Source organism: Rothia sp. 32237D007AR (assembly GCF_053544675.1).
On sequence record NZ_JBPPUO010000019.1, the window covers coordinates 1 to 15202 of the forward strand.

General features: G+C 58.2%; 15 protein-coding genes and 1 tRNA gene. 9 read left to right on the forward strand and 7 right to left on the reverse strand.

Translation table 11 applies throughout. The features are described 5' to 3' along the window. Positions 1–76 precede the first annotated feature (76 nt). The gene (locus ACED87_RS09120) at positions 77–247 is read right to left on the reverse strand and encodes a hypothetical protein (protein WP_449089991.1); all 171 of its coding nucleotides are present in this window, start codon (positions 245–247) and stop codon (positions 77–79) included. A 429-nt stretch (positions 248–676) separates the two neighbouring features. After that, positions 677–760: transfer RNA gene (locus tag ACED87_RS09125), tRNA-Leu, on the reverse strand. Between the two features lie 328 nt (positions 761–1088). Between ACED87_RS09125 and ACED87_RS09130 the strand changes: the two genes are divergently transcribed. From ACED87_RS09130 to pknB, 7 genes are read left to right on the forward strand one after another with little or no spacing between them, the layout of a single operon-like run. Further along, positions 1089–1910 (forward strand): FhaA domain-containing protein, encoded by an 822-nt coding sequence (locus ACED87_RS09130; protein WP_449089992.1) that lies wholly within the window; start codon positions 1089–1091, stop codon positions 1908–1910. 3 nt (positions 1911–1913) lie between these two features. After that, positions 1914–2417 carry an FHA domain-containing protein FhaB/FipA gene (locus tag ACED87_RS09135; protein WP_449089993.1) on the forward strand — a complete coding sequence of 168 codons (504 nt, stop codon included), beginning with the start codon at positions 1914–1916 and terminating at the stop codon, positions 2415–2417. Positions 2418–2420: 3 nt separating this feature from the next. Further along, entirely contained in the window at positions 2421–4160 is a 1740-nt protein-coding gene (locus ACED87_RS09140) for a PP2C family protein-serine/threonine phosphatase (RefSeq protein ID WP_449089994.1), read from the forward strand. Further along, a complete protein-coding gene (locus tag ACED87_RS09145) occupies positions 4160–5611 on the forward strand; it encodes an FtsW/RodA/SpoVE family cell cycle protein (RefSeq protein ID WP_449083840.1) in 1452 nt (483 codons plus the stop codon). The genes ACED87_RS09140 and ACED87_RS09145 overlap by 1 nt, the downstream gene beginning before the upstream one ends. Next, a complete protein-coding gene (locus tag ACED87_RS09150; protein WP_449083842.1) occupies positions 5604–7046 on the forward strand; it encodes a peptidoglycan D,D-transpeptidase FtsI family protein in 1443 nt (480 codons plus the stop codon). The genes ACED87_RS09145 and ACED87_RS09150 overlap by 8 nt, the downstream gene beginning before the upstream one ends. Continuing rightward, positions 7043–8770 (forward strand): protein kinase domain-containing protein, encoded by a 1728-nt coding sequence (locus ACED87_RS09155; RefSeq protein WP_449083844.1) that lies wholly within the window; start codon positions 7043–7045, stop codon positions 8768–8770. Before ACED87_RS09150 ends, ACED87_RS09155 begins: the two co-directional genes overlap by 4 nt. 28 nt (positions 8771–8798) lie before the next feature. Beyond that, positions 8799–10769: a Stk1 family PASTA domain-containing Ser/Thr kinase gene (gene pknB, locus ACED87_RS09160; protein ID WP_449089995.1), complete on the forward strand. Its 1971-nt coding sequence runs from the start codon at positions 8799–8801 to the stop codon at positions 10767–10769. A gap of 93 nt (positions 10770–10862) precedes the next feature. Here the strand turns inward: pknB and ACED87_RS09165 are convergent, their stop codons facing one another. The 3 genes from ACED87_RS09165 to ACED87_RS09175 form a co-directional block, all read right to left on the reverse strand. Next, positions 10863–11504: an aminodeoxychorismate/anthranilate synthase component II gene (locus ACED87_RS09165; RefSeq protein WP_449089996.1), complete on the reverse strand. Its 642-nt coding sequence runs from the start codon at positions 11502–11504 to the stop codon at positions 10863–10865. 64 nt (positions 11505–11568) lie between these two features. Continuing rightward, on the reverse strand, positions 11569–11730 hold the full coding sequence (locus tag ACED87_RS09170; protein ID WP_449083850.1) for a hypothetical protein: 162 nt from the start codon (positions 11728–11730) through the stop codon (positions 11569–11571). A 34-nt stretch (positions 11731–11764) separates the two neighbouring features. Then, entirely contained in the window at positions 11765–12496 is a 732-nt protein-coding gene (locus tag ACED87_RS09175; protein WP_449089997.1) for a class E sortase, read from the reverse strand. Positions 12497–12708: 212 nt separating this feature from the next. On the opposite strand from ACED87_RS09175, the gene ACED87_RS09180 reads away from it, so the two are divergent. Further along, on the forward strand, positions 12709–12984 hold the full coding sequence (locus tag ACED87_RS09180; protein ID WP_449089998.1) for a cell division protein CrgA: 276 nt from the start codon (positions 12709–12711) through the stop codon (positions 12982–12984). 9 nt (positions 12985–12993) lie between these two features. Next, complete coding sequence (locus tag ACED87_RS09185; RefSeq protein ID WP_449089999.1) at positions 12994–13179, forward strand: hypothetical protein; 186 nt, start codon at positions 12994–12996, stop codon at positions 13177–13179. Here the strand turns inward: ACED87_RS09185 and ACED87_RS09190 are convergent. Then, complete coding sequence (locus ACED87_RS09190; protein ID WP_449090000.1) at positions 13176–14216, reverse strand: arsenic resistance protein; 1041 nt, start codon at positions 14214–14216, stop codon at positions 13176–13178. The two genes, ACED87_RS09185 and ACED87_RS09190, sit on opposite strands and share 4 nt — an antisense overlap. 85 nt (positions 14217–14301) lie before the next feature. Next, on the reverse strand, positions 14302–14841 hold the full coding sequence (locus ACED87_RS09195) for a YceI family protein (protein ID WP_449083859.1): 540 nt from the start codon (positions 14839–14841) through the stop codon (positions 14302–14304). Positions 14842–15202 lie beyond the last annotated feature (361 nt).

The following is a 15202-nucleotide window of genomic DNA, read 5'->3' on the forward strand; positions in this document are numbered from 1 at the left end:
GGGTTGTATGGGCGGGTGTTTGCGGTGGTGCGGGGGTTGGTGTTTTTGGCTGCGGGTGGGACTTTTGAATAAGCCTCTACATATCAGTTCTTACTAAAGAGTAAAACCCGCCACCCAAAAATAAAATACCTAGGGGCCCTAGGGCAAATAGGTAGTAGTCCATCCAATAGGGGTCTTTGGTGAGGGCGTAGGTGCGGTTTTTTCCTGCACCGAGCAGCGCCCAGCCACCAATCCCGATGAAAGCCATTACAAGTAGTCCTACTTCTGTTGCGGTAATTATTGGAACACTCATCAGGATTCCTTACTTTATAAATTTGCCATACAGGCCACCGAATAAGTCGGCAAATCTGTCATCAAAGTTCAACTTCTTAGCCCCTTCTTCTCCAGCCCAGCCGCCGATCATGCCACCGGCAATACCACCGATCACACCGCCGATAGCGGTGCCTGCACCAGGGAACGACCGATCCTAGCACGGCCCCTAAAGCGGCGCCCCTAGCAGCACCAGCAGCAAACCCAGATACCGTTGTAGCCGCACTCGCACCTACCGCACGGGCTCGCTTTCCCCTCCGAAGAGGGTAGCAATTAATTAACTCAAATTTGTGTTGATAGCATCTTTTGGCATGAAAAAACCCGCTCCTCCTAGCTCTCACTAGGGGAAACGGGTTTTTCTTCGCTGTGCGCAAGGGGGGACTTGAACCCCCACGATCTTGCGATCACTGGCACCTGAAGCCAGCGCGTCTGCCAATTCCGCCACTTGCGCATTATTCATTTTTTACCGTTGCTGAATGAGCAACGAAGATAACTATACACAGCCTGTTAAGAAATTGTCCAACCAAAAGTAAGTGCTATCAGCCACACCTGAGCCTGTGGGGTGGTAAGAAAGCGGTGATAAACAAGGCGCAAACGTCCGCCCACCGCCAGAAAAACCGTGCAATAGCAGGGGTTTGTCAGGTTTCCCCGGGGAGTTTTTACGGTTATCCACTAGACTAGAAGCTTAGGCTGTGCGCATACCCTGCGCAGCGAATCAGCTCGAGCACCCGCACAACACCGCGCGGTGCGCCCGTAGTTTTGTGTTGAAGGAGGCAAGCATGGGGTTCATCGACAGACTTGAACAGGGCCTAGAGAAGGCCGTGCGTGGCACCTTCAGCAAGGGCGGCACTTTTGAGCCGGTAGACATCGCCAACCGCCTACGCACCGACATGGACAAGAAGGCCTTCTCCGTCTCATCCGGGCGCACTATCGCCCCCAACAATTTCACAATTGAGTTCTCTGCCCCCGACTTTTCACGAGCCCAACAATGGGGTGTGCCCCTAGCTGAAGAGCTCTGCGACGTGGTGATTCGTCACGCCCGCGACCAGGGTTACTCCCTGCGCGGGGCTGTGCGCGTCACCTTCTCTCTCAACGACCAGCTAGAGCCAGGCACCTTCGATATCACCAGTGCCGTCAAGAAAATGCAGGCCCCTCAGGGCGACCCAGCCCCGGCCCATAGGGCAGCAGGTGCCCACCCGGCTTCCGCACCGCAGCAGGTGCCCACCCGCATCACCCGCCCGTCCATTCCCCCACGCACCGAACCCGTCCCCGCCCACCAACTGCCCCAGCGCACCCGCACCGCACCCGCACCGCAGGTGGTACTCGACATCAACGGCGAGCGCGTAGTAGTGCGCGACCTACCTGTCACCTTGGGGCGCGGGTCCACCGCAGATATCACTGTTGAAGATACGGGTGTCTCCCGCCGCCACCTGGACATCGTGCAGCAAGATGGCACCTACCTGGCAGTTGATTTGGGGTCCACGAACGGTTCTTACCTTGATGGTCAGCGCCTGCACGGTCGTGCTGAGCTGCGCAATGGTTCTGTGATTGAGATGGGCCGGGCCCGTATTGTTTTCCGTCTAATGGTTCCTAAGGGGTAGCTTGTGGCATCTGAAATTACCGTGACGGTTTTACGTTTTGCTTTCTTAGGCCTCTTGTGGCTGTTTATTTTTATGGTTCTTGCCGCTTCGCGCCGTGATTTGGGTGTGGGCCGCAATATTCGTACTGCGCGGGCGCAGTTTGAGGATGCTCTTGTTGATGCGCCGGCTGCTCCTGCAACTCCCGCGCACCCGGCACCGGCGCCTACCCCACCGGCTCGTCCTTCTTTGCTGACCATTGTGGATGGTGCCCAGGCTGGGGCTACTATGCGCCTGGGTAATACGCCGGTGACGATTGGCCGTGCCACCGATATTGAGGTGTCTTTGCAAGATGACTACGCTTCAGGCCGTCATGCCCGCCTCTTCCCGCAGGGGTCGCGTTGGTTCCTTGAAGATATGGGGTCGACCAACGGCACTTTTGTGGGCGATACCCGTTTGACACGCGCTACCCCGGTTGAGGCTGGCCAGCCTTTCCGGGTGGGGCGCACGACTATGCAGCTGAAAGCTTAGTGCATGAGTATCGCTTTTCGTTTTGCAGCCCGCTCCGATGTGGGGCGAGTGCGCTCTAAGAACGATGATTCGGGCTATGCGGGCCATTACCTGGCGGTTGTTGCCGATGGTATGGGCGGGCATGTGGGTGGCGATGTTGCCTCGGCGACCACGGTGCTTGATTTGGCTCCTCTTGACCGTGCCGGTTTTGAGGGGAACGCCGGGGTGTATTTGGCTGATGAGATTGTGAATGCCAATATCATCATGAATGAGCTGGTGGCCTTGAACCCGCGTTTGGCGGGTATGGGTACCACCTGCACGGCTTTGCTGATTGATGGGGATTGTATTGAGATGGCCCATATTGGTGATTCTCGTGCCTACCGTCTGCGTGATGGTGTTTTTGAGCAGGTCACCACGGATCATACTTTTGTGCAGCGCCTGCTGCAGGAGGGGCGGATTACCCCTGAGGAGGCTGAGGCGCACCCGCACAAGAACGTGATTATGCGCGTGTTGGGTGATGTGGATGCTTCCCCTGAGCTTGAGTTGCGCACTCTTGATGCTGTGGTGGGTGAGAAGTGGGTGCTCAGCTCTGATGGCTTGGACGCTGTGGTGCAGGTAGCCGAGATTGAGGCGGTCATGCGCTCCACCGGCGACCTGCAACAGGTGGTCGATATTCTGACCGATATGACCCTGGAACGCGGCGCCCCCGACAACGTGACCGTGGTGGCTCTGCAGGTCATTAGCGAGGACTCCCTATCTGCGGCGATTACCGCCCCGCAGCCGATTATTCCGGTGCGTAAGTACGGTAAGGACGGCGAGCTGGTGGGGGTTTACCCCACCGTGGAGCAGGAGGCCGCTGAGCCTGCCTCCAGCGACAGTGAGGCAGAGGGGGCGGACGCCGGTGAGCCGGTAGACGAGGACGGCGAGCACCGCGCCCCCTGGCGCCGCCGCATGCCCCAGCACGCCAAGATGCGTAACGCCCTGCGCCACGGCAAGTGGCGCGGCGAGTCCTTCACCGACGGCGTGCTCAACACCATGACGGTTAAGGCCGGGGTGGACGCCGCTACCGCCACCACCGGTGACGGTGAGGACGAGCCGACCCCGGCATCCGTCCTGCGTCAGGAGCTCTCGGAACGACCCCACGACCTAGTGGGAGCTGCCGCTAACGCAACCCAGACCGGCATGATTCCGGCGGTGACAGCCCGCACGGCCCAGAACATCTGCACTCTCTCGCAACAGCAGGCCACCCAGACCCTGGAACCCGCTGAGCTGCCCGAGGAATACCGGGTTGCCCTGAGCAACGAGGTAGCACCGTCGCCCCACCGCTGGCCCATGCGGGTCTTCGTGGTGGCCCTGACCCTGGCGGTTCTCGCGGCGAGCGCCTGGAGCTTCTTCTCGTGGACCAAAACCCAGTACTACGTGGGTGTTAAGGACGACCACGTGACGGTGTTCAACGGCATCAACCAGTCCCTGGGGCCGGTAAGCCTGAACAGTGTGGTGGAAGAGACCGATATTGAGGTCAGCTCCCTGCCGGAGTTCTCCCAGTCGCTTCTGCGCAGCACTATCACCGCCACTAGCCAGGACGAGGCTGAGCAGATCGTGCAGAACCTGCGCGACCAGCTACCGGCTACGGTCACGCCGGGAACCGTCACCACGGCGGAACCCACCCCGAGCGCCTCTGCCAGTGCCTCGGGTGAGCCGAGCCCGGCGTCCGAAACCAGCCCAACACCCGATACCAGCACAACTACCCAGGGAGGTAACTAGTGAGCGCTTCATCTGCCGCACCTGCGGTTGAGCTGCCCCGCTCCCGCCGACTGACCGAACTGGTACTCACCGTGCTCGCGGTGTTGCTCTGCCCTGCCGCCATGTACCTGGTAGACCCCGAAGCGGCCCTGGAAAACCGCATGTGGGTGCAGGCTCTTACCGTTCAGGGTGTGGGCGCCCTGGTACTGCATGCCGTTATGTATATGCGGGCCCGCTACGCCGACCCCTTTATTCTGCCGATTGCTGTGGCTCTCAACGGGCTGGGTCTAGCCATGATCTACCGTATCGACCTGACCACCACCGCTAACGCGGGGGCAGCCCAGCTCATGTGGACCGGCGTAGCCATGATTGCTTCAGCCGTGGTGCTCTTCTTCCTACGCGACCACCGGGTACTGCGGAAGGTCACCTATATCTCTCTGGCTGCCTCGATTGTGCTGCTCCTGCTGCCGCTGCTACCGGTCATCGGTACCGAAATTAACGGTGCCCGCATCTGGATTTCACTCGGCGGCCGTACTTTCCAGCCCGGTGAAGTCGCCAAGATTACCCTGGCTATCTTCTTCGCCGGTTATCTCTCAACCCACCGCGACCTGATTATGTTGGCCGGTAAGCGTATCGGCCCGGTACGCCTGCCCCGCTTCAAAGACCTGGCCCCCATGTTTATCGCCTGGTTTGTCTCGCTAGCGGTGCTGGTTTTCCAGCGCGATTTGGGCTCGGCTATCCTCTTCTTCGGCATCTTCCTGGCCATGCTCTTCCTAGCGACCGGAAGCCTCACCTGGGTTGCCCTGGGCCTGCTCTTTGTAGCCGCCGGCGGCGTGCTGGCCTACAACTACATCCCCCACGTCTACTACCGCATCAACTCCTGGGTGCACGCTTTTGACCCTGAAATCTACAACCAGCCCCTGGGTGGCTCGGGTCAGATCGTGCAGGGCCTCTTCGGCTTGGCCTCTGGCGGCCTGTTCGGACGCGGCTGGGGCAACGGACGCCCCGACCTCGTCTCGTATTCCAACTCAGACATGATTATCACCGCCCTCGGTGAAGAGCTGGGCCTGCTGGGTCTGGGAGCGATTCTTATGCTCTTCCTGCTGCTGGTCTCCCGCGGTTTCCGTGCGGCCCTGGGCACCCGTGATGCCTTCGGTAAGCTCCTAGCTGCCGGTTTCTCAGCCCTCATCGTGATTCAGCTCTTCGTGGTCATTGGCGGCGTCACCCGCCTAATCCCTCTGACGGGCCTCACCACCCCCTTCATGTCCGCCGGTGGCTCCTCCCTACTCTCAAACTGGGTCATCGTAGCCATCCTGCTCGCTATCTCCCACACCGCCCGTGCCCCGCACGTGGTAGAAGAGTTCGACGAAGCAGACAGCATCGACTACGAGGGCTACGAGCCCGAGGGGGCCACGTCCGTCATCTCTAGAATTACCGAAACCAACCGTTCAGGAGGTGCTCGCGGTGAATAAAGCTATCCGCCGGGCATGGATCGCTGCGGCCTGCGTCTTCGTGATGCTGCTGGGCACCCTGACCTATATCCAATTCTTCGACGCTAAAAACCTGCAGGCCAACGCCTGGAACTCCCGCACCCTCTACGAAAGCTACGGCTCCCAGCGCGGGTCCATTGTGGTTGACGGCGTAGAAATTGCCTCGTCCGTAGAATCAAACGACGGCTACGCCTTCCAGCGCACCTACTCCCAGCCCGAGCTCTACGCGGGGCTCACCGGATACTTTTCATCCATCTACGGGGCAACCGGCCTGGAATCTGCCATGAACGACCAGCTGTCGGGCAACTCCGACGCCCAGTTCTACGACCGCCTGGCCCAGATGTTCACCGGCAACACCGCCCAGGGGGCCAGCGTTGAGCTGACCATCGACAGCGAGCTCCAGCAGCTGGCCTACAACCTGCTGGACGGCTACAAGGGCTCTATCGTGGCCCTCGACCCCAAGACCGGCGAAATCCTGGCTATGGTGTCCACCCCCTCCTACGACCCCAACACCCTCTCGTCCCACAACGCCGAATCGGTGCTGGCCCAGTACGCGGCCCTCAATGAGGACGCCAACCACCCGCTCTACAACCGCGCTATTGCGGGCGACACCTATGCCCCGGGCTCACCCTTCAAAATCATTGACGCCGTAGCCGCCCTCGAATCGGGTAAATACAATGCAGACTCGGTGATTCCCAACCCGCAGAACCTGACCCTGCCGAACACCACCGTCACCCTGCCCAACTACACCGGCGGCCAGTGCTCAACCCGCACGTCCGCCACCATCGAGTGGGCCCTGGCGCAGTCCTGCAACACCCCCTTTGCCCAGATTGCCATGGACCTGGGTGAAGAAACCATCGCCCAGACCGCCAGCAACTTTGGCTACGGGCAAGACCTCCAGATTCCCCTGACCGTGTCACAGTCGGTCTTCCCGACCAACATGGAAGACAGCCAGCTAGCACAGGCGTCTATTGGTCAGTACGATGTGAAGACCACCCCTTTGCAGGTTGCCATGATGAGCGCAGCTATCGCGAACGACGGTGTGCAGATGAAACCCAACCTGATTAGGTCGGTTAAGTCTCACAATCTCAGCTCGCTGTACGAGTTCTCAGCTGAGGAGCTACGACGCTCCACCTCAGCCGATATCGCTAACCAGGTAACAGAGTGGATGGTAAACGGCGTGAGCAACGGTATCGCCTCGGGCGCCGCGGTGAGCGGGGTCCAGGTGGCCGGTAAGACCGGTACCGCTGAAATTGGGGACACGGGGTTGAATAACTCCTGGTTCACCGGTTTCGCTCCGGCTGACGACCCGCAGGTAGCTATCGCGGTAGTCTATGAAGGTGTAGACGTCACAACAGGGGCGCAGCTTGCTGCTCCCGCAGGTAAACAACTTTTTGAGGCGGTGTTGAACAAGTGAGGCCTTCGGTAGATGTGACTCTTGGTGGTCGCTACACCCTGACCGAGCGTATCGCGATTGGCGGTATGGGCGAGGTGTGGAAGGCGCGCGATAAGGTCTTGGGCCGTACCGTCGCCGTAAAGATTCTGAAAGAGGAATATACGGGCGACCCCGGCTTCCTGGAGCGTTTCCGCGCCGAGGCCCGCCACACCGCCCTGCTCAACCACCCCGGCGTCGCCAACGTCTTTGACTACGGTGAAGAGGACGGCTCTGCCTACCTGGTCATGGAGCTCGTGCCCGGGGAGCCGCTGTCTAACATCATTGAGCGCGACAAGCAGCTACCTGCTGACCGCATTCTCAACATCATGGCGCAGACCGCCCGCGCCCTGGCAGCCGCCCACGCCCAGGGTCTCGTGCACCGCGACGTGAAGCCCGGCAACCTGATTATCACTCCGGACGAGCGAGTGAAGGTCACCGACTTCGGTATCGCCCGCCTCGCTGATCAGGTGCCTTTGACTGCTACCGGTCAGGTGATGGGCACCGCCCAGTACCTGGCCCCGGAGCAGGCTACCGGCCAGCAGGCCACTCCCTCTTCCGATATGTATTCTCTGGGCATTATCGGTTATGAGTGTCTAGCGGGTAAGCGCCCCTTCACTGGCGAGTCGCAGATTGCTATCGCTTTGGCTCAGGTGAATGACCCCCCACCGCCCCTGCCTAAGGACGTTCCTGCCCCAGCAGCAGCGCTTATTATGTGTTTGCTCTCCAAAGATCCTGCTGACCGCCCTGAGACGGCGACCGCTCTGGCGTCTGCTATTGACGCTATCCGCCGCCGTGATATCCCGGCAGCGATTAAGGCTGTACCGCCTCTGGGTAAGTTCTTACCTCAAGGGGCAGAGACCCAGGCTACTCAGGTGATGACGGCGGCTACCACTGTAGCTCCTGTAGCTACACGCTTTGGTTCAGGGGCACGCTATGAACCTGAGCCCACTACCGCTCGTGTACCCAATACTCCCTCTGTGGCAGCAGCCCCAGCGGCTAAAGCTTCGGATAAGAAGAAGAATCCTTGGGGTTGGGTGTCCTTGGTGCTTGCCTTACTGTTGATTGCTGCGGTTGTCTGGTTTATCTTAGCTGGTAGCAACCGCCCCAGCGGCCCTGGCCAAGTGCCTCCCACCGCGTCGGGCACTGTCTCAACGGTGAGTACCCCGCCTACCTCTAGCGCTAGTGAGACTAGCGCCCAGAAAACCCGGGTAGAGATTAATTCTGCCGCTTTCGAGGGGCGCTCTCTTGATACGGTGGTCAATGAGCTCACTGCTATGGGCTTCTCAACCCGCACCACTGGCGTCACCTCGGATTCTCCTGTAGATACTGTGCTTTCTGTATCGCCTACTGGCAGTGTAGAAGTGGGAGAAACCATTACCGTGCAGTACTCCACTGGCCCCAAATCAGTGACCCTACCCAGTAATCTGGAGGGTACAAACTCTGAAGAGGCCATTAATGCGATTACTGCCCTGGGCGTTAACGTACAGATACACTTTGAAGAAAGCAGTAGCGCCCGTGAGGGGACGGTACTACGTACTAGCCCCACTTCGGGCTCACGCGTTGAAGTAGGGAGCAACGTAGATGTCTACGTTGCTAAGGCCCCCGCAGCGAGCGCGTCGGAAACAACGTCACCGAGTCCTTCAGCATCACAGTCAGATACCGCCTCAGAAGCAGCCTCACCGAGTGCTGATTCGACTGGCAACTAAAACTCCACCGGAAATGATGGGTGAATACATGGACCAGCAGGTTCCTGAAACTATCGATCAGCGTTATGAGGTCGGGGCCCTTATTGGCTCTGGCGCTATGGCGACCGTCTATGAGGCGGTTGATACCCGCCTGGGCCGCAAGGTTGCGCTGAAGGTTTTACGTGTTGAGCATGCTCAGGACGTCATCTTCCGCGCTCGTTTTCAGCGCGAGGCAGAGGCCGTGGCGGCTCTTAACCACCGCTCTATCGTGGGTGTCTATGACACCGGTTCTTTCGATATCCAGGTGGGTAGTTCTGAGGTTTCTGTGCCTTTCATGGTCATGGAGCTGGTGCAGGGCACCACCTTGCGTGAGGCCATGTCTCGTGGTGAGGTTGATCAGGCCCAGGCTCTAGCTTACGGCGTGCAGATTCTTGAGGCGCTTGACTATAGCCATAGCGCAGGTATTGTGCACCGCGATATTAAGCCTGCTAACGTCATGATTCTTCCTCAGACTGCGGAGGATCGTGAGCTGGGTGAGCCGGGTCAGGTTAAGGTCATGGATTTCGGTATTGCTCGCGCCGCTGAAGGAGCCGGTGATGCTCTGACTAAAGCTAATACTGTCATTGGCACTGCCCGCTATATTTCTCCTGAGCAGGCTCGTGGTGAGACTGTTGATGCCCGTAGCGATGTCTATTCAGCTGCCTGCCTTGTGTATGAGATGTTGGCGGGGCGTTCCCCCTTTGACGCTCCGACGAATGTTGAGCTGGCCGGTAAGCATCTGAGTGAGATTCCTCAGCCTCCTAGTGCTTTTGCGTCTGAAGAGATTTCTCCTGCTCTTGATGCTGCGGTTCTTAAGGGTCTGGCGAAGAACCCTGCTGGTCGTTATCAGAGCGCTGGTGAGTTTGCAGAGGCCCTTAAAGATACTCAAAGCAGCATAAATGCTGGTGAGGGTCAGGATTCGACCGAGGCGACTACTGTCTTTAGTGCGGCTGCAGTTCCCGCAGGTCTTGCAGCTGGTGCTGTAGCTGCTGGTTCGCAGGAAACTGAAGAAGCTGGTCTGGGTAGTTTCTTTGATAATGCTCAGTCTGAGTACACCGATGAGGAACTCTACGGTTATGGCTATGGTCAGGACCCTGCTAAGGCCCGTAAGAAGCGCCGCCGTAGCGCCTGGGGCAAGGCTCTTACTACCTTGTTGATTCTTCTGCTGGCTGCATTCGGTGTGAGCTCTGTGCTTTATTATCAGGCCAAGCTCAATGAGGTTCCTGTCCATGTGATTCCTGCGGTTCAGGGCTTGTCGAAGGAAGAAGCTGAGACCCAGCTGCGCAACCTGAACTTTATGCTCAAGTTCGAAGAGGAGCATTCTGACACTGTAGCCAAGGGTTCGGTTGTTAAGACTTCCCCTGTGACTGGTCTTGAGGCTGAGGAGGGCAGTGAGGTTATTGTGACGGTGTCCTTAGGCCCTGCTGTTCTCACTGTTCCCGCTAATCTTGAGGGGCAGAGCGAGCAGTATGTGCGTGAGACTCTCACCAGCGCAGGCTTTGTGCCCGGACGTACGACCACGGTCAATAGCCCCACCGTGCCCGCTGGCATGGTGGTTGGGGTTTCCCCTGGCTCGGGTCAGCAGGCTGATGCTGGTGCGACGGTCAATATTATTCTCTCTAACGGCAAGGTTGAGGTTCCTAGCCTGATTGGGTTGAACCGTGATGCTGCTATTGCAGCGCTAACTGCTTCAGATACCCTTTTGAGCACTAACATCGAAACTGTTACCACGACTGCTCAGCCTGCGGGAACTGTTATTTCGCAGAGTGCTACTGCCGGCTCACTCATTGAGCAAGGGTCGACTGTGACCATTCGTGTGGCAGTTGCTCCGACTCCTACCGTTGCTCCTTCTGCTACGGTATCGGCTCCGGCTCCTCAGCCGACTTCCCAGCCTACTCAGGCACCTCAGCCGACTACTCCGCCTGCTCAGGCCACTCCGAGCGCAGCTGCAACGGCAAGCGCAAATAACAATAATGGCTAGGTTTAGCTAGCCGATAGTAAAGCCGCCCTCCCCGGTTTTGGGGAGGGCGGCTTTGTCTTAAGGGGTACCAGGGGACTCAGTGGACGCTGGCTGTTAGGCGGCTGGTTCGATGAGGGGTGAGAGGGTGGCGCCTAAAGCTGCGGCACCTTTGAGGCCGACTTCTTCTAGCCAGTTGCCGAGCATGAGGTAGCCGCCTTCGGTGAGCACTGATTCGGGGTGAAATTGCACCCCGTGTAGGGGGGCGGTTATGTGGCGTAGGCCCATGATGATGCCCTGATCGGTGGTGGAGGTTACCTCTAGCTCAGCAGGGAGAGTTTCAGGGTCTACAGCGAGGGAGTGGTAGCGGGTGGCGGTGAAGGGGCTGGGGAGGCTCTTGAAGACGGACTGGCCGGTGTGCACCAGTTCTGAGGTTTTGCCGTGCATGAGTTCAGGGGCGTGGCCTACTACGGCTCCAAAGGCTTCTGCTAGGGCCTGGTGGCCTAGGCAGACACCCAGTAGGGGCTTGTTGGCGGTTTTAGCCCATGTGATGACGTCGATGATGACGCCTGCTTCTGCGGGGTTGCCGGGCCCTGGTGAGACCAGTACGCCGTCGTGTTCTTGGGCTAGGGTGATGGTCTCGTCCAGGGGCAGTTCGTCGTTGCGGATAACGGTGGTTTCAGCCCCTAGCTGCTGGATGTAGCCGACCAGGGTGAAGACGAAGCTGTCGTAGTTATCGATGACGAGGATTTTTGTCATGGCACCTGCCTTTTCGTGATGGTGTTTTGATTCTATCGCAGGGGGTGGGGCGGGTGCCCTGAGCTTATTGTTCTATGGTCACATCAGTGTTGAAGGGGCTGTATTCGGCGAAGTGGGGGAAGACGTATTCCATGAGTAGGTAGGCGGCCGCCACGATGAGGGCGAGGGCGATGATGATGCGTAACCAGAGGGGGCCGGGTAGGTGGCGGAAGATCCAGGCGTACATGGGGGTTCCTTGGGGTGGACGGTAGTGGCGGGATTTAGCCGGCGATGGCGGCGATTTCTTGGGGGGCTCTAGCTTCTGCTGGTTGCCAGCTCACAAATTCTGCGTGCACGATGTAGCGTTCGGTGTCGCCGTAGCGGGGGTGGCAGCTGGTGAGGGTGAGCAGGCGCCGGTTAGCTTCGTGTGCTGGGGCTTGGGGGTTGTCGGGGTTGGGGGCGATGACTTCTACCTGGCTGGGGAGCACAATCTTAGATGCGTAGACCTGGTAGGTGTAGTAGCCTTCGGCGGTGCGCACGTAGATTTTGTCGCCTTCTTGAAGTAGGTCGATGTGGTCTAGGACTGCGCCGTTGGTTTGGCGGTGACCTGCTAGGGCCAGGTTGCCGTATTCGCCGGGCATCTGGCTGGTGGGGTAGCGTCCTAGCCCGAGGGTGTCGAGCACATCGGGGCCTACGCCTTCGGCTAGGGGGCGGGCGTAGTTCTGCCCTAGGCGGGGTATGTAGACCACGCCGTAGGCTTGCCCGTAGGCAGGTGGGGCGGCAACTGGCGGGTTGGCGGGGTCGTAGTCAGGTATGGCAGGTTCAGGTACTGACTCGGCGCCCTGGCTTTTGTCGTCTGTGACGGTGGGGGCTGGGTGGGCACTGTTGAATTCTTGGATGAGGCTATCGACGGCTTCTTGTTGGGTGCGGTTGGCGTCGATGTTGGTCCACCAGAGTTGCCAGGCTACGAAGAGCAGCAGGATGAGGCCGGCGGTAATGAGTAGTTCCCCCATGATTTGGGTGCCCCATTGTAGGGGGGTGCGCCTGGTTGGGGGGTGTGTTCGTCTGCTAGCGGCTGGGGCTGCTGGGGTCACTTCTTACCTCGAGGTGGGACAGTTATGGGGACTGTCTATATGGTAGAACTTTTTCAGGTACTACGGTTAAAATCGTCTCTGACCGTATATTTTATGAACTGCTGGGAGTGCGCTCCCTTACTGGAGGAAAAGTGGCTGAATCGAAGTCTATTCGTGATGAGGATGTTGAAGAGGCGGAGCTCCGTCGCGTTGCTGATTCGATGTATAGCGATGATGATTTTCCGTCGTCAACTCCTCTCTGGTATCGCGTCATCATGTTCGCCTTGATTGTAATTGGCGTACTGTGGATTATTACTTTTTATATTTCCCAGTCGGTTTACCCGGTTCCGGGTATTGGTAACTGGAATATTGGTATTGGTATTGGCTTTATGATGGTGGGTTTGTTAATGACTACCCGCTGGCGCTAGGGCACCCTTGTGACTGATAAGAAACCTGAGACGACTAACCCCTCAAATCTGGCTCCTGTGGACCCAAATGAGACGCTGGAGCAGCGCGCTGATATTCGCGCCGCCCGTCTTGAGACTAAGCTGCGCCGGTGGGCGCTTTGTGGTGTAGTTGCCGCTGTGGCTATTTACTTTATGTGGCAGGCGGTGGCGGGCTAGGCGCCTGCCTCTCTTGTCTTCTTTCCCCCGCTATCGCTGATGGTAGCGGGGGATTTTTGTGTGCGGTAGAGGGCTACCATGAGGGTGAGGGCTAGCAGTTCTATGAGGGTTTGGGTCAGTACCGCCAGCGGCATAAGGGCGGACGCTGGTTGGTCGGCAAGAGCCCTTGAGAGGCCGAGAATCAGGGGAAGTATGACCAGGGCGTTGCGTGTGACTGCTGAGAAGGTGATGGCAACCTGTTCGGGTGCAGGCAGGCCCCTGCCCCACAGGCGCAGTAGGGTGGAGGAAAGTAAGGCTGTAAGGATAGCGTAGGTGGCATATAGGCAGGCCAGGGGAAGAAGATATGAGGAGAGTTGGGTAAGTTCTACCGCGTGTGCCGCTGGGGTGAGGGCAAGAACTAACATCATGGCGGGCACCATGAAAGCACTTGCTGCATCTTCGGAGTATGTTTGAGTGCGCCCGCCGACTCCTTGGATAAGAGCCGCCAGAGCCAGAGGCCCACCCACCACAGCCAAGGCTAGCCCTAGGTGGGGAAGGGCATGCCAGAGGGTGCTTTGAGCTAGAAGGTCTCCCTGCCATATACCGATGGCGTGGAAGATAAGAAGCCACAGGGGGGCTAGGCAGACCTGCGCTAAAAGTAGTAGCGGAGTGCAGCCCAAGAGCCGCGTATGGGAGCCGCCTGCTAGGCCGGTAAAGGTCACCACATAATCGATGCAGGGGGTCAGGAGCACCAGGGCTGCGGTAAGCACCAGAAGGTCAGGTATCTGAGGTGCTACCCAGCGAAGCCCCAGTAAGAGGAGGGCTACAAGCGGGGGTAGGAGCAGGAAGTTAAGAGCTAGCAGGGTTTTGGTGAATCTGGCGAAAATCTGTGGCTTCAGGAGCCCACGAAGGGGGATGCTTAGGAAGGTGGCCAGAAGTAAGAGGCCAAGGGCTGGGGTAACCAGGGGCTGGGCGTGGCCTGCAAGACCGGGAAGAAAGGACGCCCCTAGCCCGGTTCCCAGGGCAAGCAGGTAGAGCGCTACCTGGTGTCTTTCCATGAAGCTAACCATCGGCGTCCTTTCTGTTAAAGTATTCTGCCCCTCCCTACTCTAAAGCAGGGAGGGGCAGAGCTAGCCACTGTGGCTATGCGTCGGGTGCGGTGAAGGCTACATCGAGGTTGATGACTACCTTATCTGAAACCAGCACGCCACCAGCTTCGATTGCGGCGTTCCAGGTGATGCCGAAGTCTTTGCGAGAAATGGTTGCTGAGAGGGAGGCACCTGTGCGAGTGGTGCCAGAGGCGTCAACGACTGCACCATTGAATTCGCCGGTGAAGGTGACGGGGTGTGTTTGGCCTTTGATGGTGAGGTTACCAGCGACTGTTAGGTCTTCACCGTCGAGGTCAAAGGAGGTTGATTCGAAGGTCATGGTGGGGTGAGTATCTGCGTCGAAGAAGTCTTCGCCGCGCAGGTGGGCATCACGGTCACTGTTGTTGGTGTTGATGGAGTCAATATGTGCGGTGGCTTGGACGGTGGAGTCTGCGATATTTTCAGCAAGGACGAGCTGGGCTTCGACCTGGTCGAAGGTGCCGTGTACTTTGGTGATAGCTGCGTGACGAACAGTAAAGCCTACCTCTGAGTGTGCTGAGTCGTAGTTCCAGGTGCCTGCGGTGAGTTCTGCCATGATGTTACCTTTCAAGTGATATGGCCTACCTAACAGTCATTACTTTATAAATAAAGTTTTCACAAGGCAAGCTGTACGTCAAAAAAGTACAAAATATTTCTCTGGTAGCTAAGGCTACTGCTTTCTCTGCCCCTACGATGCATTCTTCTAGCTTCGTGTGTTTGTTTCCTTCGCCCTTATACCCCTTTTGTTCTGGGGGATTAGTTTTTGGGCATGAAAAAAGCGAGGGGTTCTAGAGCGTTAGCTCTAGAACCCCTCGCTTGAACAACCCTTGGGTTGTTATTTCAAAACCATACAGTGGACGCAAACAACAAACATACCCAGAAAAAAGTGTAAGCCTTCGGACTATTAGTACCAGTCA